This is a genomic window from Tabrizicola sp. T74 (assembly GCF_057219935.1).
Genome location: NZ_JBXVVT010000006.1, coordinates 175,108 through 195,342, shown reverse-complemented (window position 1 = coordinate 195,342; position 20,235 = coordinate 175,108). Strand labels below are relative to the sequence as shown.

The window sequence follows — 20,235 nt, the reverse complement described above, 5'->3', positions numbered from 1 at the left end:
AACCATGATCGCCAGACGGACCTTCCTTCAGACCTCGGCCTTTGCCGCCATCGCTGCAGCGATCTCGGCGCGCGGGGCCAGCGCCGCCGAGCCCCTGGGCATCGCGCTCGTCCTGCCCTCGCCGCTCGGCGATGTGGGCTGGTCGCACACGCTGGCTGCGGGTCTGGACCCGATCAAAGCGGCCTATGGCGATGCCGTGACCTTCACGATCCTGGAAAACATCGCGGAAGGTCCTGACGCCGACCGCATCATGAACAAGGCCGTGGCCGACGGGAACAAGTTCCTGATCGCCGGGTCCTTCGGCTATCAGAACGGCGCGATGCAGATCGCCAAGCGCGACCCGTCGGTCACCGTGCTGCATGCCTCGGGCTTCATGGTCGCGCCCAACTTCTCGCCCTTCGCGGCGAAGTATTTCCAGGGCACCTACCTTCTGGGCATGGCCGCAGCGGCGCTGTCGAAGACCGGCAAGCTCGGCTCGGTTTCGGCCTTTGCCATTCCGGAGCTTATCACCTCGATCAACGCCTTCACGCTGGGGGCGCAAGCGGTGAACCCGGATGTCGAAGTGTCGATCGTCTGGGTCAACACCTGGTTCGACCCCGCCAAAGAGCAAGAGGCCGCCAAGGCGCTGATGGCGCAGGGCTGCGACGTGATCTTCTCGAACGCGCAGGACACGCCCTCGGTCATCGCCGCCTGCGAAGAGGCGGGCGTCTATGCCTTCAACCTGAACTCCTCGATGAAGAAATACGCGCCGACCAAGTATCTGGGCTGCGTGGCGACGGATTGGTCGCCCTTCTTCAAGGCGTCCGTCGATGCGCATCTGGCCGGCAGTTTCGTGGGCGCGAATGCCTTCCTCGGCGTGTCCGACAAGGTCGTCGCCGTGGTGGACTGGAGCGCGGACATCCCCGCCGATGTGATGACCAAGATCACCGAGGCCGAAGCCAAGATCGCCGACGGCAGCTTCAACCCGTTCACCGGGCCGATCACCAAGGCCGATGGCAGCGAAGGTGTGGCAGCGGGGGTTTCGCTGGCCGATCCCGACATCATCGCCATGGACTGGCACGTCAAGGGTGTGGCCACCCCCTTGCCGCAGTGACGCGCATGCCCGCGCCGCTCCTCTCGCTTCGCAGGATGACCAAGGCCTACGGCCAGACGGTAGCGAATTCCGCCATCGACCTGGACGTGGCACCGGGGTCGATCCACGCGATCCTGGGGGAAAACGGCGCGGGCAAGTCGACCCTGATGAAGCTGATCTACGGCGTCGAACGCCCCGACGAGGGCGAGGTGTTGTGGAATGGCACCCCCGTCCACCTGACCTCGCCGGCTGAGGCGCGGCGGCTGGGCATCGGCATGGTGTTCCAGCACTTCTCGCTATTCGAGACGCTGACGGTCGTCGAAAACATCTCGCTGATCGTGCCGGGGTCGAAGGCCGACCTCGCCACCCGCATCCGCGCCTTGGGGCAGGACTTCGGCCTGACGGTCGATCCCTTCGCCGAGGTCCATGCCCTGTCGGTGGGCGAACGGCAACGGGTGGAGATCATCCGCTGCCTTTTGACCGAACCGCGCCTTCTGATCCTGGACGAGCCGACCAGCGTCCTGCCGCCGCAGGCCGTGGGTCTGCTGTTCGACACGCTGCGCCGTTTGCGGGACGGAGGGGTGTCGATCCTCTTCATCTCGCACAAGCTGGACGAGATTCGCGCGCTCTGCGACCGCGCCACGATCCTGCGCGGCGGGCGCGTCACCGGCGATGTCGACCCGCGCCAGCATGACAGCCACGACCTCGCCCGCATGATGATCGGGCGCGACATGCCCCCGGCGCTGCATCTGGCCCCGATGCCCGCAGGCGAGGTGCGGTTGGAGCTGGCGGCGCTGGACCACACCCCGGACGACCCTTTCGGCATCGCCCTCACCGGGGTCTCCCTGCGCCTTCATGCGGGCGAGATCCTTGGGATCGCAGGCATTTCGGGCAACGGCCAGTCCGAGCTGTCGCGCCTCATATCGGGTGAGACCGTGCTCCCCACCGTACGCCGCGACGAAATCCGCATGATGGACCAGCCGGTCGGCCATATCGGCCCCGCCGCGCGCCGGGCCCTGGGCTTTGCCTTCGTCCCCGAGGAACGCCTGGGCCGGGGTGCAGTGCCCGAGATGAGCCTGGCCGACAACAGCCTCTTGACCGCCCATCCCCTCGGCCTTCTGAAGCGCGGCCTGATCGATCGGCAGGCCGAAGCGACCTTCACCGCCGCCTGCATCGCCGATTTCGACGTCCGTACCTCGGGCCCCGAGGCCGAGGCCGGGTCGCTCTCCGGCGGTAACCTGCAGAAATTCATCATGGGCCGCGAGATCTCGCTGCAGCCGCGCTTGCTGTTCGTCGCCCAGCCGACCTGGGGGGTGGACATTGGTGCCGCCACCGCGATCCGGCAGCGGCTGGTGAAGATGCGCAACGACGGCGTCGCTGTCCTGGTGATCTCGGAGGAGTTGGAAGAGTTGTTCGAAATCTGCGACCGCATCCAGGTCCTACACAAGGGGTCGCTGTCCCCGAGCCTTGATCCCCGCAGCACCAGGGCAGAAGAGATCGGTCGCTGGATGATCGGCGCTGCCGGGGTGGCCGCGTGATCCGCCTCGTCCGACGTGACCGCGCCTCGCGGCGCATGGCCGTGGCCGCGCCGTTCCTGGCGCTTCTGGCGGCGATCCTGTTGAACCTGGTCCTGTTCCTGGCCATGGGCAAGGACCCGGCGGCCGTCTTTTACGCCCTGTTGCTGGAACCTTTCATGTCCTGGTCCAGCTTTTCCGAAGTGCTGTTGAAGACCGGCCCCCTCCTCCTCATCGCGCAGGGCCTCGCCATCGGCTTCCGCGCCAAGGTGTTCAACATCGGGGCCGAGGGGCAGTTCATCCTCGGCGCGATCTTCGCCTCCGCCATCCCGGTCTACTTCCCGCAGGCGACGGGAGGCTGGATCTGGCCGGCTATGCTGGTGATGGGCGCCCTTGGCGGCGCGCTCTGGGCCGTGGTCCCCGCCTTCTGGCGCGTGCGGCTGAATGCGAACGAAATCCTCGTCACCCTGATGATGAGCCTGATTGCCATCCAGGTCCTGAACTACCTGCTCCTCGGCCCGTGGAAGGATCCGATGGGGTTCAATTTCCCGCAGTCCGTCATGTTCCAGTACGACGCGATGATCCCGATCCTGCTGCCGGGCACGCGGGTCAACGTGTCGATCCTGCTGGCCTTGCTCGCGGCGCTTCTGGCCTGGGTCTACATGCAGCGGAGTTTCGGCGGCTATCAGTTCCTGGTCGGCGGTCTGGCCCCGAACGCCGCGACCTACGCGGGCTTTTCACAATCGCGCGCGATCTGGCTGTCGCTGCTGATCGGCGGGTTCGCTGCCGGACTGGCCGGGGCGGCCGAGGTGGCGGGGCCGATCGGCCAGCTGCAACGCTCGATTTCCACCGGATACGGCTATGCCGCGATCATCGTGGCCTACCTGGGCGGGCTCCATCCCCTTGGCATCGTCGCCTCCGCCTTCCTGATGGCGGCGCTTTACATCGGGGGGGACAACGCGATGGTTTCGGCCGACCTGCCCGTCGCGGCGGTCCGGGTGTTCCAGGGCAGCCTTCTCGTCTGCTACCTCGCCGCCATCGCCTTCGTCCGCTACCGCATCGTCCGCACCGGAGGTGCACCGGCATGAGCGGCATCGAGTTCATCCTGGCCGGAATGCTGGCGGCGGCGACCCCGTTCCTGTTGGCCGCCCTGGGCGAGCTGGTGGTGGAGCGGTCGGGGGTCCTGAACCTTGGTCTGGAAGGCATGATGGCGCTGGGCGCGGCCATCGGCTTCATCGTGGTCTATCACGGCGGTGGCCATGTTGCGGCCTTTGCGGCGGCAGGCATCGTCGGGGTCGGGCTGGCGCTGATCTTCGCGGGCCTTGCCCTGGGCCTGCGGGCCAACCAGGTGGCGGTGGGGCTTGCCGTCGGCATCCTGGGGCAGGGGCTGTCCTCGCTGGTGGGCAATCCCTACGAAAGCCTGACCATCACCGGGCTGCCGAAGCTTGCCGTTCCCGGCCTTGCCGACCTGCCCGTCGTGGGCGGGATGTTCCAGCAGGACATCATCGTCTGGCTGTCGCTTGTTGCCACCGCCGCAATCTGGGCGATGTTCCGCTATTCCCGCCTTGGGCTGATCCTGCGCGCCATCGGCGAGAACCCCGCTGCCGCCCGCGCCATCGGCTATCGGGTCACCTTCCTTCGCCTCTGCGCGGTGATGTTCGGCGGCGCGATGGCGGGCTTCGCCGGGGCCTATGCCGCCACGGTCTACACCCCCCTCTGGGCCGACGGCATGATCGCCGGGCGGGGATGGATCGCGCTGGCGCTGGTGGTGTTCGGCACCTGGTTGACGGGACGGATCTTCTTCGGCGCCCTCCTTTTCGGAGCGCTGTCGCTGGCCAGCCTTGTTGCGCAGACCGAAAGCTGGGCGGTGCCGTCACAGCTGCTGTCGAGCCTGCCCTACATCGTGACTATCGTGGTCCTTGGCATCATCACGTCGAACAAGCGGCTCCTGAAGGTGAACGGAGTGGCATCGCTGGGCGAGCCGTTTGGTCCCTGACGGCCCCGGTCTTGCGATCAGGACCGACTGACCCTGGCCCTGCGAAATGACGCTGCCGCTTGGCGCATGCTGGCCTTCCGGGCCGGACTTAGGCGGTTCGAGACCCGAGTCAGTGCGGCCGCATGCCGTCGCCGGATGCTTTGGCCAGCCCGCCGCTTTCGGCCAGGATCTGCGCGGCAAGCACGACTTCGACCCGGTTTCGGACGTTCAGCTTCTGGATCAGCATCGTCATATAGTGCTTGACCGTTTTCTCGCTGATCTTCAGCGCATCGGCGATTTCCTTGTTGGTGCCGCCGCGCAGCAGCAGGCGCAGGACTTCCTCTTCGCGGCGGCTGAACCTGACGCGCGGGACCGCCTTCTGTTCATGCGCGCGCCGCAGAGCGGTGACGACCCGCGAGGCGAAGACCGGGGCGATGTAGGTCTCGCCGTTGTGGATGCAGCGGATCGCGTCGCATAACTCGTCCAGCGACGCACCCTTCAGCACGTAGCCCAGGGCACCAGCCTCAAGCGCGGCGATGGCGGTATCGACCGACTCGGACGCGGTGAAGGCCAGGAACCGGGTCGGCAGGTTCATCGAGGTCGACCGGGCGATCGCCGTCAGCACATTGCCGGGCATGTTGATGTCGACGACCATGACGTTGGGCCGCATGTTCATGGCGATGTCCAGGACATCGTCGGCGGTCTTGCCGGTCGCAATGACGGAATGGTCCTCTGACGCAGAAAACATCTGACAGAGGCCCGTTAGGAGGATCGGGTGATCATCCAAGAAAGCTATCGAAATCTTCTGCATCAAATCCACCGCACTTGACGTAGGAGAACACAACCAATCTTCCTGACAAGTGATTCCTGCAGGCCGCAAAGGGTCGGGGCAAAGATGGCAACACTGCCGACAACGCACCTTTTTTGTTTCTGAAATCGCAACTCTCGGGCGCTGAAACTTTCAGCAATCCCGGTCATTACCGCTTGCAGCCCGGTGGTCAGGTCTTTCGCGGTCCCGGTTCAGGCTCTTCCCCCGGTGGGCCATCAAGCGCCATCGGCAGCTCCACTTGCAGCGCCGCCACGTTGCCCACGTCGCGCAGCACCGCCGTGCCGCCGAAAGTCGCAAGGCGGCGGCGCATCCCCTGCAGGCCCAGCTGATGGGTCGGGCCCTTGTCCGAGGACAGGCCGGTTCTGCCTTGCGCGCTGACGATGCTGATGCTGATGCCGCTGGCGCGAATGTCGACGATCAGCTGGATCTCGCTGCCGTCACCGTACCGGGCGGCATTGGTCAGGCCCTCCTGGATCACCCGGTAGATGCAGATGCGCCGTGGCAGGTCGATCGACAGATCCGAGGCCGGGCAGGTCACCCGCAGCGGGGTGTCCGACAAAGCCCGGAACCGGTCTGCCGCCAGCGTGACCACCTGGGGCAGGTCCAGGCTTTCGATCTCGGGCAGGATGAGGCCGGCAGAAAGGCCGCGCAGCTGCTCGACCGCCTGGCGGATCAGAACCGACTGGGACGGCCCGTCTGTCGTTTCTGGGGCCGACGGAGCGGTGGCCATCATCGAGGCGAGGGACAGAAGCTGCACCGGCCCGTCGTGCAGTTCGGCGCCCACCAGGTTCAGCGTTTCCTCGTTGGCCCGGCTGGCATCCTCGCGCGCGGTCTCGGCGACCTTGCGGAGGGACTGGTTCTGGATCGCCAGCCGCCGCTCTGCCTCGTAGCGTTCGCGCAGCTGTTCGCCCTGATAGGCGCTGGCTGCCAGCATGAACAGGAAGACGACAGTCGCCAGGATCGCGGTCAGCTTGACGGTGCGTTCAAAGCTGCGGATGTCGGCAAGGATGGGGGTTGCATCGACATAAAGTTCACCGACGGCCACGACCGGTCCGGCCTGATGCTTCCGGATCGGCAGGTAGATTTCCAGGTAAGGTACGGGCAGCGGCGCGCCGTCATCGGCCCCTGCCTCTTCCTCAAGCGCGACGACGTCCTGACCGGACAGGGCCTTCTCAAGATCGTCGTCCTCGTGCAGCTCGACCTTCACCGCGGCCACAGTGCCGTAGATCAGCTTCTTGTCCGTCCCCCAGATCTGCAGGGCCATCCGATTTGCGCGCCGCGCGGTGGGGTTCATCAGCGCGGCCACTTCGGCCAGGTCTGCGGCATCGAGCTGTTCGCCAGCGTCCAGGCGCCTTAGATGCGGGGCCAGCAGATTGCTGATGTAGACTTCGGCCAGATGGCTTTGCGATTGGAACTGGGTTGCGCGAAAGCGTTCAATCAGATGCTGCGCGACAACGAACATCAGCAGAATGGTGATCAGGGTCAGCGCGACCTGCAGCGGACGAAAACGGACATACCGCAAGCCCAGGCTGTCGCTTAGCCCGGTCTGGCTTGATTCGCTTTCTGGTCTGCGGGCGGGTTCGGCCATTCGGACCTTGGGTTTGAACGGTTCGCGCGAAAGTTGAACGGCCGAAACTGGGAAAGGACAACTCCGCAAACACTGCGGAAAATGGCACATCCAAAATCACAACAAATGGTTACAGGAGACTGGCCCGGGCGTCTACACTGCGGAATTGGACTTTGGTCCAATGAATCTATGGGACTTTGGCCTGAAAACTTCCTCGGACATTGGTAGCAGGCATTGATACGGACCTTTGCAGCTAACGGCGCTGCCACAATTGTGACAAATTTGAACAAAGGGTAGCCAGATTTCCCGGACGGCCAGAAGCCCGGCCAAGGGTCCGTAAGACGACAGACAAAGCATTGAAAAACAATCAAGTCCCGGGCGGCATCGCTTTGGGAAACAGGGAGCGCTTGCCATGGCTGTGAAATTGAACGTTGCCGACCTGTCCTTCATCCTGCGCCAGATCAAGATCAGCGAAGCCCATGCCTCGGGCACGGCGCTGACTGAAATCTGGGTTGATGCAAGCGGCAATGTCGTAGCCGAAGGAACGCCCGGAGCGGTGCTGGCCCTGTCCCATCCTCTGGTTCCCTACGGCCTGCGTACGGTCGACGGAACCTACAACAACCTGGTCGAGGGACGGGAAACCTGGGGCGCCAGCGACCAGCCGATGCCGCGCCTTCTCAGCCCGCTGTGGCGGATCGATGCCGATGGCGATGTGATGCCGCTTGGTGCTCCGGGCGGACCGCTGGTGACCAACAACGACTACGGGGTGATCGGATCGCCGACCTCGCCCCTGGTGAACGGCGGCCATACCGGCAACGTGGCGGATGCCGATCCGCGGATCATCTCGAACTTGGTGGTCGACCAGTCGGTCAGCAACCCGGCGGCGGTCGCGGCCTGGTTTGCCAACGAGCCCGCCGTCGCGGCCTGGGAAGCGGCCAATCCGGGCCGGGTCCCGGTGGAACCCGGCGACCCGAGGATCGGTGACGGCACCCACATCGCCATCACCAATGCCGATCTGGCCAACCTGCCGAACCTGGCCCCGGATGACGGCATTTCGGCCCCGTTCAACGCCTGGATGACCTTCTTCGGCCAATTCTTCGACCATGGCCTGGACCTGATCGGCAAGGGCGGCAATGGGACGGTGTTCATCCCGCTGCAGGCGGATGACCCGCTGGTCCTGGGTGCCGACGGGATCGCCGGGACGACGGACGACCTGCCGACCAGCCAGCGCTTCATGGCGCTCACCCGTGCCACGCCGACCGCCGGGCCGGGGGCTGACGGCATTCTGGGCACCGCCGACGACACCGCGCACGAGGGCAACAACTCGACCACGCCCTTCGTCGACCAGAACCAGACCTACACCTCGCATGCCTCGCACCAGGTTTTCCTACGTGAGTACACGGTGGATGGGGCAGGGCGGCCGGTTGCCACCGGGCATCTGCTGGAAGGCGCGAATGGCGGGCTTGCCACCTGGGCCGACATCAAGGCGCAGGCGCGCGACCTTCTGGGGATCGAGCTGACGGATGGCGACGTGCTGAACGTTCCGCTGTTACGCACCGACCCCTACGGCGCCTTCATCCGCGGTCCGAACGGGCTGCCGCAGATCATCACCGGGATCGGCCCGGACGGGGTGCCGAACACCGCGGACGACGTAGTGGTCGAGGGCAGCCTTGAGACCCCGGTCAACACCTTCACGGCGGGTGCGATCCGCATCGGCCATGCGTTCCTCGACGACATCGCCCACGCGGCGAACCCGTTCGACAGCCGCACCGGCGGGCTGAAGATCGCCGATGACGATGCGGACCTGGGGCTTGCCGACAGTGAAAGCACGACCGGCCGCTACGACAACGAGCTTCTGGACCGTCACTTCATCACCGGCGACGGGCGCGGCAACGAGAACATCGGCCTGACCGCCGTGCACCATGTCTTCCACTCGGAACACAACCGCCAGGTCGAGGCGCACAAGCTGACCGTTCTGACCACGGGCGATGCGGCCTTCGTCAACGAATGGCTGGATGCCCCGGTCGATGCCGGCGCGCTGGCGAGTTTCGTCACGGGCTTCAATGCGGCGGTCGACAAGGCCGCCTTCCTGGCCGGGTCCACGTTCTTTGAGGGGCTGGACTGGAATGGCGAGCGGCTGTTCCAGTCGGCGCGCTTTGCGACCGAGATGCAGTACCAGCATCTGGTCTTCGAAGAGTTCGCCCGGAAGGTCCATCCGAACATCGAACCCTTCGTCTTCAACGCGGTGACCGACATCAACCCGGCGATCTTTGCCGAGTTCGCGAACGTGGTCTACCGCTTTGGCCATTCGATGCTGACCGACTCGATGCCCCGCGTCTTTGCCGACGGATCGTCGGACGACATGGGCCTGATCGTGTCCTTCCTGAACCCGGTCGCCTATGACAATGACGGCGGCATCAGCGCGGACGAGGCGGCTGCAGCCGTCATCCGCGGGATGACCATCGAACGCGGCAATGCGATCGACGAATTCGTCGTCGGCTCCTTGCGCAACAACCTGGTGGGCCTGCCGCTTGACCTTGCCGCGCTGAACATCGCGCGGGGCCGGGACACGGGCATGCCCAGCTTCAACGACGCAAGGGCCGAGCTTTTCGCGCAGACCGGATCGACCTGGCTGCGGCCCTACGCCAACTGGGCCGAGCTTGCAGCGAACCTGAAGAACCCGATGACGGTGGTCAACCTGATCGCCGCCTACGGGACCCATGCCTCGATCGTCGAGGCCACGACGCTGGACGACAAGCGGGCAGCGGCGGCCGATCTGGTGTTCGGCGGCGGTGCGGTGTCCGATGCGGACCGGCTGGACTTCCTTCTTGGCCGTGGCACATGGACGGCGGACAACAACGGCCTGAACGACATCGACCTTTGGGTCGGCGGCCTGGCCGAGCGGATCATGCCGTTCGGCGGCATGCTCGGCTCGACCTTCACGGCGATCTTCGAGGCGCAGCTTGAGGCGCTGCAGTTCGGCGACCGGTTCTACTATCTCAGCCGGACGCAGGGGCAGAACTTCCTGAACGAGCTGGAGCAGAACTCGTTCTCGAAGATGCTTCTGGCCAACACTGCGCTGGCACAGCCCGGCGCGGACGGGATCCGGGGGACCGCGGACGACATCATTGCCCGCCACATCGGGGTGGACAGCTTCGCCAACTACGATTTCGTCCTGGAAGTGAACGAGGCCAACCAGGCCGAACCCGACCCGACCGGCAACGATCCGGTGCTGGAGGCGATGGGGCTGGGCAAGGTTGTCCGCGACGATCCGACGACGGCGGCGGTCGAGACCAACTACCTCCGCTTTACCGGGGGCGAACACATCGTCGTCGGCGGCACCGCGGCGAATGACACGATCATCACCGACGACGGCGATGATGGCATCTGGGGCGGTGCGGGCGATGACCGGATCGAGTCTGGGTTCGGCGTCGATCTGGTGAACGGCGGTGCCGGCAACGACATCATGACCGACCGCGGCGACGAGGGCGACTTCCTGAAGGGCGAGGAAGGCGACGACGTCATCAGCACTGCGGGCGGCCTTGACATCCTGATGGGCGGCAGCGGGCGGGACGTCCTGTTCCTGGGGGCCGACAGCGCCGAAATCTTCGGCGGCGAGGGCGACGACTTCATCATGGGCGGCGATGGCCATGACTTCCTGATGGGCAACGAAGGCGACGACTGGATCGAAAGCGGCGACGGCTTCGACACCTCGGCCGGGGACAACACCGAACTGTTCTTCAACAGCCGGATCATCGGCCATGACGTGATGTTTGCCGGATCGGACGAGCATGACTTCGACGCGGAATCCGGCGACGACATCATGGTCCAGGGCGAAAGCGTCATGCGGAACGAGGGCATGTTCGGCTTCGACTGGGTCACCTACAAGGGTGTGTCGGTTGCGGCCAATGCAGACATGCGGATCCGGATCTTCACCACGGACGAGCAGGACATCCTGCGCAACCGTTTCGACAAGGTCGAGGCGCTGTCCGGCTGGAACCTGAACGACACGCTGACTGGCGACGACCGGGTTTCCCTGGCCGCCCTTGGTGGATTGCCCGGAGAGGGTGAAGAAGGGGAAGGCGCCGAAGTCCCGGCAGGGGTGGAAGGCATCTTCTTCAACGACGGCCTGGACCAAGCGGGGATCGACCGGATCACGGGCCTGCAGGACCTGGTGTCGATCGGGGCCGGGCAGACCACCTGGGAGGAAGGTAACATCATCCTCGGCGGTGGCGGGTCGGATGTGATGACCGGCAACGGCGGCAACGACCTTCTGGACGGTGACCACTGGCTGAACGTCCGCATCCGGATCACCGGCGCGCCCGGCGAGGCGAACACGGCCGCGAACGAGATTGCCACGGTCGACAGCCTGAAGCACATCTTCACCACCTCGGACGGGGTCGATGCTTCCTGGGTCGGGCGCAGCCTGTTCGAGCTGATGGTCGACCGGGTCATCGTGCCGTCGCAGATGCACATCGTCCGCGAAATCCTGGATGGCGGTACATCCACCGATCAGGACGTGGCCGTCTTCAACGACGACATTGAGCAATACACGATCACCTATCTGCCCGACGGCACGGCCCGGGTCGCGCATACCGGGTTTGGCAATACCGATGTCACGGTGAATGACGGCACCGACACGGTGCGCAACGTCGAGATCCTGCGCTTCCGCAACGGCGACGTGGCCTTTGGCACCACGGCGGCCGCGGGTCGCCCGATCATCAGCGACCTAACGCCGCTGGAAGGCCAGGCGCTGGGTGTCGACCTGTCTCTGGTGACCGATCCGGCGGGCATTGTCGGTCCGGTCAGCCTGCAATGGCAGGTGTCTGGCGACGGCACGACCTGGACCAATGTCACCGGGGCCACGGGCTCGACCTTCACGCCGGAAAACCTTGCCGATGTGCAGGCCGGGGCGCAGACGGGCCTGTTCCTGCGGGTGGTCGCAAACTTCACCAACGGGCTGGGGCAGCCACGTCAGGCGACGTCTTTCGCAACAGCTCCGGTCGGCTGGGACTGGACCGGTCTGCCGGGCGACCGCAACGACTTTTCGGGGACCGAAGGCGATGACATCGCGGTCGGGGCCGAGGATCGCGACGACCTGGAAGGCAACGGCGGCGCCGACAGCCTGTCGGGTGCGGCAGGCGACGACCGGGTGCTGGGCGGCGTCGGCAACGACACGCTGGACGGCGGCGCCGGGGAGGACCGGGTGATCGGCGGCGACGGCGACGACATGCTGGTCGTCAATTTCGCCACCGGTGCGGGCGGGCAGGACATCATCGAGGGCGACCTGGGCACCGATACCCTTATCGTCACCGATACCGCTCTGGCATCGACCTTCACCATCCTGACCCGGGCCGAGGCCGAACTGCGCGGCATCACGGTTCTGGAGGAGACGAGCGAGATCGTCATCACCCGCAACGGCCTCGACCAGGCGTCGGTGATCGCCGAGATCGCGACGATCGAGGAGATCGTCATCAACACCACCAACGTGACCGCGAACGACGGCGACGGCGGGCTGAATGGTGGCGACACGATCACCATCATCGGTGACTTCTCGACCACCTCTCTCAGCTACAGCACGATCCGCATCAACGGATCGGACGCCGACGACACGGTGGACATCTCGGACTTCGGCTCGGCCCACCGCATCGTCTTCCGCAGTGCGGGGGGCAACGACACCATCGTCGGCAACATCCGCGCGCAGGACGTGATCGACCTGCCCGGAACCGGGCCGGCCACGGTGACGCAGAGCGCGAACGGCATGGTCACGGTCAGCCGTGGCGGGGCCTCGGTCACCTTTGACGGCTCGGGCGCGATGCCCGGTGTCGGGGGTGGCGTCGTGGCGGATGACGATGTGGCGAACGGCGGGTTCACGCTGACGACGCGCGACCTTGCAAGCCTGAAGAACCTGGTGCAGGGCCTTCCGGCCTTCGAGGGCGACGATGACACCGCAGGGGCAACCGGCGTCCGCAGCCTCAGCGGCGAGGGCAACAACCTCGACAATCCGCTGTACGGCACGGCGGGCGAGCCCTTCATCCGGCTGACCGACGCCCGCTACGGCGAGTACGACCCGGCCACCGGCAACCGCGCGGTCAACCCGATCTTCGCAGGTCTCGACCCGCGCGAAATCTCGAACATCCTGGGCACCCAGGAGGCGGGCCTCGCCCCGAGTGCGGCGAATGCCAACATCCTGTTCATGGCCTTTGGTCAGTACTTCGACCACGGCCTGGACTTCATCCCCAAGAACGCGGCCTTCGGCACGATCGAGATCGGCGGCCCCGGCATGCAGCGCGGCCCGACCTCGGACAACCCGGCCGATCTGACGCGGGCGGTGGTCGACCATATCGACGCGAACGGCGTGCCGCAGCATGTCAACATGACCTCGCCCTTCGTCGACCAGAACCAGGCTTACGGCAGCCATCAGCTGGTGGGTCAGTTCCTGCGCGAAAGCAACGGGGACCGCGGCTTTGGGATGCGGCTCTTGCAGGGTGAGGCGGATCCTTCCGATCCGGGCTTCACGCTGCTGCCCACGCTGCGCGACGTGATCCTGCACCACTGGGAGGCTGACACGGTGTTTGTCGACCCCAGCCTGCCGGGCGGTTCGGTCGCCTTCCGCACGGCCTATGCCGGTCTGGTCAGCGAGGCCGGGGTCATCAACAACGCGATGGTCGCGGGGCTTGCGGGCAACTTCCTTGGCTCGGGCCAGCCGCTGCTGCTGGACGCGAACCCCTTCATCAGCCTTCTCGACCACCGGGTCGCTGGCGACGGCCGGGCGAATGAAAACTTCGCCCTGACCTCGATCCACACGATCTGGGCGCGGAACCATAACTTCCACGTCGAGAACCTGATCGACCAGGGCTTCACCGGCACGGCGGAAGAGGTCTTCCAGGCCGCGAAGATGCTGAACGAAAGCGACTATCAGCGTGTGGTGTTCCAGGAGTTCGCCGACAAGCTTCTGGGTGGCCTGCGCGCCGCCGACGGCGGGTTCGGCAACCACGGCTGGGACGGCTACAACGACGCGGTCGATGCCCGGATCAGCCATGAATTCGCGGCGGCGGTCTACCGGGTCGGCCATTCGCTGATCGGCCAGACCTTGCGGGTGATGGGCCCGGACGGGCAGCCGATGGATGTGCCGCTGTTCGACGCCTTCCTGAACCCGACCAACGATCCGGCGGCGTTCACGGCACCCTTGCCTCCCGGCTATGTTCCGCAGCCGGGCTATGCCCAGCACGGGACGGCTGCGATCATCGCAGGGACTGCAACGCAGGTGGCCGAAGAGGTCGACTTCAACATCGTCGATGCGGTCCGCAATGACCTTGTCCGCATCAACGCCGACCTCTTCGCCTTCAACGTGGCGCGGGGTTGGGATGTGGGCCTTGGCACGCTGAACCAGGTCCGGGCCAGCCTTGCGGGATCGCAGAACCCCTACATCGCGCAAGCGGTGGGCTTTGCCGGGGACCTGTCGCCCTATACCAGCTGGGCGGATTTCCAGGCCCGCAACGGGTTAAGCGACGCGGTCATCGCGCAGTTCCAGGCGGCCTATCCGGACCTGGTCCTGTCGACGCCCGAAGACATCGCGGCCTTCATCGCGGTCAACCCGGATATCGAGCTGACCGACGGGCCGAACGGCGAGAAGATCGTCAGGGGGATCGACCGGGTGGATCTCTGGGTCGGCGGGCTGGCCGAGCAACACATCAATGGCGGCATGGTCGGCCAGACGTTCTGGGTCGTCCTGCACGAACAGTTCGACCGCCTGCAGGAGGGCGACCGGTTCTACTACCTCGACCGGTTCGAGAACTTCGACTTCTATGCCACGTTTGGCGAGGACACGACCTTCGCCAACATCATCGCCCGCAATACCGGCCTGACCGGCCTTGACGGCTCGATCTTCGACGCGACGAACGATCAGACGGACGAGGATGAGGGCGAGGGCGACAACGACGGCGACGAGGATGAAGGCGACGGCGACACCGACAACGGGGGTGGCGACGGCGACGAAGACGAAGGCGGCGGCGACGGCGATGAGGACACCGGCGGCGAGACCGGCGAAGACGGTGACGGCGACACCGGCGAAGATGACGGCGACACCGGCGAAGATGACGGCGACACCGATCAGGACGACGGCGACACCGGTGAAGACGGCGGCGACTCGGACGACGGCGACACTGGTGAAGATGGCGACGACTCGGACGACGGCGACGACTCCGGTGAAGACGACAGCGACGACGACAGCGACGGCGACTCTGGCGGTGGCGACGACGACAGCGACGAGGACGATGACGGTGTCACCGTGCCGCCGATTGCCGCCTCGGGAGCGATCCTTGGCACCGCCGCCGGAGAGGCTCTGTTCGGGACCGCAGCGGCCGAGAACATGATGGGCCTTGCCGGGCGCGACATGATCTTTGCCGGGGCCGGGCACGACAACGTGCTGGGTGGCACGGGCAACGACATGATGTTCGGCGAGGATGGCGATGACCGGCTGTTCGGCGAGGAAGGCGACGACTTCGTCGAAGGCGGTGCGGGCAGCGACTTCGCGGTCGGTGGCGAAGGCGACGACACCTTCCGCGCTACGGTGAACGACGGCAACGACACCTACTATGGTGACGATGTCTCGGGCGGGTATGGCATCGATACGCTCGACATGTCGGCGATCCTGTCCGACATCACCGTGGATCTGGGCAGCGGCCATACCGCGCGCGGGATGGCGCAAAGTGCCACCTCGGGCAGCGACGTCCTCTGGAACATCGAGAACTTCGTCGGCGGCGCGGGGGACGACGTCATCACGGCGGGCCGCAAGTGGAACGTGCTGGACGGCGGCGCCGGCGAAGACACCTACCGCTTCCTTGCGGCGGAAGATGCCGACGGCGACACCATCACCAGCTTCGAGCCTGGCGACAAGATCGACCTGTCCGGCATCGATGCGAACGGCGTGGGCGCTGGCAACGGGGCCTTCACTCTGGTCTCGGGTGCCTTCACCGAAGTCGGCCAGCTGGTGATCCGCCACGAGTCGGACTGCGGCAACGACTACACGGTGATCGAGGGCAACACGACCGGCGACACTGCGGCCGAGTTCGCGATCAAGCTGCGCGGTCACCACAACCTGACGGCTGATGACTTCCAGCTGTAGCGAGAAGACTGGCCCGGGGGCAGGTGCGAACCTTCCCCGGGCCAGTCCAATTCCCCCGGAATTCATTTCAGGACGTGAGGGCAGAGAATGACGGCTCGCAACAGGAAGACCAGAAGCGCGGCAAAGGAAGCGGTCGGACAGATCAGGGGGCTGGTAGTTTTCCTGGTCTTCGTCTCGGCGATCATCAGCATCCTGGCGCTGACCGGGTCCTTCTACATGCTGCAGGTCTATGACCGGGCGCTGATCAGCGGCTCGGTCCCGACGCTGATCGCGATCTCGGCCCTGGCCATCGGGCTGTACCTGTTCCAGGGCCTCTTCGACATCCTGCGGTCGCAGATCCTGGTCCGGGTCGGCGCGCGGCTGGACCGCAGGCTCGCGCCCGTCGCACATCAGGTCGCGGTCGACATGCCGCGATTAGGCTATTCCACCTCCGAGGCGCTGGAGCGCGGCCGTGACGTCGACACGATCCGCAGCTTCTGTGGCTCGCAGGGGCCGGCGGCGATCTTCGATCTGCCCTGGATGCCGCTGTTCCTGGTCTTTGTCTATGTCCTGCACCCGACGCTGGGTGCCTTGACCCTGGGCGGCGCCGTGGTCCTGACGCTGCTGGCGATCCTGGCCGAGCTTCGGACCCGCAAGTGGAGCCAGGCCACGATCGCCGCCACGATCCAGCGCAACGCCATAGCCGATTCCAACGCCCGCAACGCCGAGGTGCTGAAGGCGATGGGCTTTGCCGGCCGCGCCGTGTCGCGCTTTGCAGTGGCGAACGAGCGGCACCTGGAAGTGCAGACCCAGACCAGCGACATTTCGGGCACCTATGGCGCGGTGTCGCGGGTCCTGCGGATGCTCTTGCAATCCGCCGTCCTGGGCCTTGCCGCCTATCTGACCATCAAGGGCGAGCTTTCGGCCGGTGCGATCATCGCCGCCACCATCGCCTCGTCTCGGGCCATGGCGCCGATCGACCTGGCCATCGGCAACTGGAAGCAGATCGTGGCCGCGCGTGGCGCCTGGAAGCGGGTGACCGAGACGGTGGAAGTGCTGGACCGCCAGCCGGTGCCGATGAAGCTGCCCGCGCCGATCAAGTCGCTGAAGGTCGAGACGATCACCGTCGCCGCGCCGGGGAATGGCCGGGTGCTGCTTAGCGATGTCGCCTTCGAGGTGATGGCGGGCCAGGCGCTGGGCATCATCGGCCCCAGCGGCGGCGGCAAGTCGACCTTGGCCCGGGCGCTGACCGGGGTCTGGCCCACCTTGCGCGGTGCTATCCGGCTGGACGATGCCGAGCTGTCGCAGTGGAGCGATGCGGACCGCGGCGCCTCGGTCGGCTACTTGCCGCAGGACGTGGCGCTGCTGGATGCGACGGTCGAGGAAAACATCGCCCGGCTTGACCCGCAGGCGAACCCGAACCTGGTGGTCGAGGCGTCGCGCGCTGCGGCGGTGCACGAGATGATCGTGCGCCTGCCCGAAGGCTATCGCACGCATCTGGGCCCGATGGGCACGGCGCTGTCCGGCGGGCAGCGGCAGCGGCTGGGTCTGGCGCGGGCGCTCTATGGCAATCCGTTCATCGTTGTTCTGGACGAACCGAATGCCAACCTCGACCCGGAAGGCGAAGCGGCACTGACCGCGGCCATCGAGGGCGTCAAGGCGCGGGGCGGGATCGTCGTGGTCATCGCGCATCGCCCGTCGGTCCTGCAGTCCTGCGACCTGATCGGCGTCGTCCAGCGCGGCAAGCTCACGAACTTCGGCCCGCGCGATCAGGTGATGAACCCGCGGCCAGCGGCGGGGGCTCCGGCTGCCGCGCCGGTTCCGCTGCCGACCGACGCCCCGCGCCGCAAGGCGAACCCGTCGCGGCGGCTGAAGCAGGCGGTTGGCGGCTCTGGCAAGGGGGCAAGCGCATCATGATCGAGGTCAAGGGAACTCGCTTATCCCAGTCAGCCGCCGATCCGACGGATCCGTTAGGCCTGCGCAAGCCCGTGGATGCCGGCACTGGTGCGGTGACCGGGATGCTGGCCGGACTGCTGGGGCTGGCGGTCTATCTGAAATCCTTCCTCTGGGCCGAACCGGCCCAGGCGATGCCCGCCCCAGAGCCGCAGGGCGCAGCCTCGGGCGAAGATGGTCCGGCAGGACGCGCGGCACCGCGACCCGTGCTGAAGCTTGCCGCCGACGCGGGTCCGGCGCCGCAGTCAGCCGAAGCCGCCGCAGACGCCAGCGCCGAGACGCAGACTCTGCCCACCGTCCTTGGCCCCGCCGATCTGGGCGTCTTCGCCCTGACCCCGGCGGCGATGCCCACGGCTTTCGTCAAGGACTTTGCCGCCAATACGCCGCTGCCGCCCTTCCCGCGGCCCGGGCGTCCGGTGCAGCCCGAGGCAAGTCTGCCCTCCGCCCCCATCCAGTTGCCGGGGCCCGACGCCTGGTCGCCCGAGCTGCACAGCCTTCTCGCGTCCGAAGAGCCGGAGGCCTCGGCGCTGGCGGATGACCTGTCGAACGACGACGCCGATGAAAGCAGCGGCTCTGGCCCCGTGATCGCCGACCGGAACCGCGCGCCGCGGAACACCGGGCCGGTCTACCTGGGCGATGTCGGCAGCGGTGCGGTGCTGGCCATTGCCCTGTCGCATCTTCTGTCGAAAACCTCGGACGCAGACGGCGACAGCCTGTCGGTGGCGGTTGGGCAGGCAACCTCGGGCATGATCCAGGCCGATGACGGCGCCTGGCGCTATCTGGCCGACAGCGATCATCTGGGCGAGGTTGAGATCCGGTATCAGGTCTCGGACGGGCAAGCGACTGTCCAGCAGACTGCCACCCTGACGGTGATCGAGAACCTGCACGAAGGCACGGACGATGCCGAGCTGATCCTGGGAACCGACGGCCGCGACCGGGTGCTGGCCCATGCCGGGGACGACAACATTTCCACCTTCGTCGGACGCGATGTCGTGTTCGGCGGGGCGGGCGACGACAATATCGCGGGTGGCGCGGGACGCGACAGCCTGTTCGGTGACGACGGGAACGATCTGATCGCGGGCGGTGCCGATGCCGACGTGATCTTCGGTGGTGCGGGCGATGACCGGCTGTATGGCGAGGCCGGGGACGACGAGGTTCACGGCGACGCAGGCGATGATCTGGTCGACGGCGGCGCGGGGGCCGACACGCTGACCGGTGACGCGGGCGACGACAGCCTCCTTGGCGGCGAGGGGGACGATGTGCTTGCCGGGGGCGAGGGGGACGACCTGGCTCAGGGCGGGACCGGGGCGGACGTGATCTTCGGCGATGACGGCAAGGATGTGCTTCTGGGCGAAGCGGGTGCCGACCTGTTGTTCGGCGGCCTTGGCGACGACCGGCTGGAAGGGGGCGCGGATGACGATCTGTTGTCCGCCGGCGCCGGGGACGATCTGGTGCTGGCAGGCAGCGGCGATGACATTGCCTTAGGTGGCGACGGCCACGACCGGCTCGAAGCCGAGGCCGGGGCGGACCACCTGTCCGGCGAGGCCGGGGACGACCTTCTGCTCGGCGGAGACGGGGCGGACTGGCTGTCGGGCGGCGACGGTGAGGATACGGTCATCGCGTGCCACGGCAACGATGTGGTGGTGATCGACATCGACCTGTCCGGCGATCTTCTGGACGGGGGCGAGGGCTTTGACCAGCTGGTCGCGGCACCCGAAAGCAGCAGTGTCCTGTTCGACCTGATCCAGGGGACGGTCTCCAGCGACGAAGGTCCGGCGGACATGGTTTCGGGGTTCGAGGCCTATGTCGGCAGCGCCGAGAACGATGTCTTCGTAGTGGCCGAAGGCGAGGCCACCCTGACCGGAGGCGACGGCGCGGACCTCTTTGCCTTCATGCAGGGCGACCGGCTGGAAGCGCCACAGGCAGCCCACAACATCACCGACTTTTCCGACAGCGACACTATGACCTTCAGCAATGAATTTGCGGGCCTGTCGATGCGGAAGGCGCAGCGCAGCGTCGAGGCGCGGATCGAAGAGTTCTTCCAGGACTACGCCGAACGCTTCAGCGCCGACGAGCCGCGCCTGCGGTACTTCCACGACTGGCTGGACGATTACCAGCGCACCATCGTCGAGGTCGACTTCGACCACGACCGCACCGTCGACCTGGTCGTGACGCTTGAAGGCGGGCACGAGTTCGACATTTCGCCCTATTCCGTTTGA

The 20,235-nt window shown here is 66.2% G+C and carries 9 protein-coding genes; 7 read left to right on the top strand and 2 right to left on the bottom strand.

The window, feature by feature from the left end:
• The first annotated feature begins 4 nt into the window (after nt 1-4).
• The 4 genes from AC2EAL_RS18045 to AC2EAL_RS18030 are packed head-to-tail and all read left to right on the top strand — an operon-like array spanning nt 5 to nt 4,582.
• On the top strand, nt 5-1,093 hold the full coding sequence (locus tag AC2EAL_RS18045; protein WP_484725620.1) for a BMP family ABC transporter substrate-binding protein: 1,089 nt from the start codon (nt 5-7) through the stop codon (nt 1,091-1,093).
• 5 nt (nt 1,094-1,098) lie between these two features.
• A complete protein-coding gene (locus AC2EAL_RS18040; protein ID WP_484725619.1) occupies nt 1,099-2,610 on the top strand; it encodes an ABC transporter ATP-binding protein in 1,512 nt (503 codons plus the stop codon).
• Nucleotides 2,607-3,674 (top strand): ABC transporter permease, encoded by a 1,068-nt coding sequence (locus AC2EAL_RS18035; RefSeq protein WP_484725618.1) that lies wholly within the window; start codon nt 2,607-2,609, stop codon nt 3,672-3,674. Before AC2EAL_RS18040 ends, AC2EAL_RS18035 begins: the two co-directional genes overlap by 4 nt.
• The gene (locus tag AC2EAL_RS18030; RefSeq protein WP_484725617.1) at nt 3,671-4,582 is read left to right on the top strand and encodes an ABC transporter permease; all 912 of its coding nucleotides are present in this window, start codon (nt 3,671-3,673) and stop codon (nt 4,580-4,582) included. Before AC2EAL_RS18035 ends, AC2EAL_RS18030 begins: the two co-directional genes overlap by 4 nt.
• Nucleotides 4,583-4,691: 109 nt before the next feature.
• On the opposite strand, the gene AC2EAL_RS18025 is transcribed toward AC2EAL_RS18030, so the two are convergent.
• Together AC2EAL_RS18025 and AC2EAL_RS18020 are read right to left on the bottom strand one after the other, a co-directional pair.
• Nucleotides 4,692-5,372, bottom strand: a complete 681-nt coding sequence (locus AC2EAL_RS18025) for a LuxR C-terminal-related transcriptional regulator (RefSeq protein WP_484725616.1) — start codon at nt 5,370-5,372, stop codon at nt 4,692-4,694.
• 187 nt (nt 5,373-5,559) lie between these two features.
• Complete coding sequence (locus tag AC2EAL_RS18020) at nt 5,560-6,978, bottom strand: sensor histidine kinase (protein ID WP_484725615.1); 1,419 nt, start codon at nt 6,976-6,978, stop codon at nt 5,560-5,562.
• A gap of 391 nt (nt 6,979-7,369) precedes the next feature.
• On the opposite strand from AC2EAL_RS18020, the gene AC2EAL_RS18015 reads away from it, so the two are divergent.
• The 3 genes from AC2EAL_RS18015 (at nt 7,370) to AC2EAL_RS18005 (ending at nt 20,235) form a co-directional block, all read left to right on the top strand.
• Nucleotides 7,370-16,084 (top strand): peroxidase family protein, encoded by an 8,715-nt coding sequence (locus AC2EAL_RS18015; RefSeq protein WP_484725614.1) that lies wholly within the window; start codon nt 7,370-7,372, stop codon nt 16,082-16,084.
• Between the two features lie 87 nt (nt 16,085-16,171).
• Entirely contained in the window at nt 16,172-17,980 is a 1,809-nt protein-coding gene (locus AC2EAL_RS18010) for a type I secretion system permease/ATPase (protein WP_484725613.1), read from the top strand.
• Complete coding sequence (locus AC2EAL_RS18005; RefSeq protein ID WP_484725612.1) at nt 17,977-20,235, top strand: calcium-binding protein; 2,259 nt, start codon at nt 17,977-17,979, stop codon at nt 20,233-20,235. Before AC2EAL_RS18010 ends, AC2EAL_RS18005 begins: the two co-directional genes overlap by 4 nt.

Coding starts and splice junctions, on each gene's coding strand:
- AC2EAL_RS18030 (WP_484725617.1), top strand. CDS start 3,671: ATGAGCGGCATCGAGTTCATCCTGGCCGGAATGCTGGCGGCGGCGACC.
- AC2EAL_RS18005 (WP_484725612.1), top strand. CDS start 17,977: ATGATCGAGGTCAAGGGAACTCGCTTATCCCAGTCAGCCGCCGATCCG.
- AC2EAL_RS18015 (WP_484725614.1), top strand. CDS start 7,370: ATGGCTGTGAAATTGAACGTTGCCGACCTGTCCTTCATCCTGCGCCAG.
- AC2EAL_RS18010 (WP_484725613.1), top strand. CDS start 16,172: ATGACGGCTCGCAACAGGAAGACCAGAAGCGCGGCAAAGGAAGCGGTC.
- AC2EAL_RS18045 (WP_484725620.1), top strand. CDS start 5: ATGATCGCCAGACGGACCTTCCTTCAGACCTCGGCCTTTGCCGCCATC.
- AC2EAL_RS18025 (WP_484725616.1), bottom strand. CDS start 5,372: ATGCAGAAGATTTCGATAGCTTTCTTGGATGATCACCCGATCCTCCTA.
- AC2EAL_RS18040 (WP_484725619.1), top strand. CDS start 1,099: ATGCCCGCGCCGCTCCTCTCGCTTCGCAGGATGACCAAGGCCTACGGC.
- AC2EAL_RS18020 (WP_484725615.1), bottom strand. CDS start 6,978: ATGGCCGAACCCGCCCGCAGACCAGAAAGCGAATCAAGCCAGACCGGG.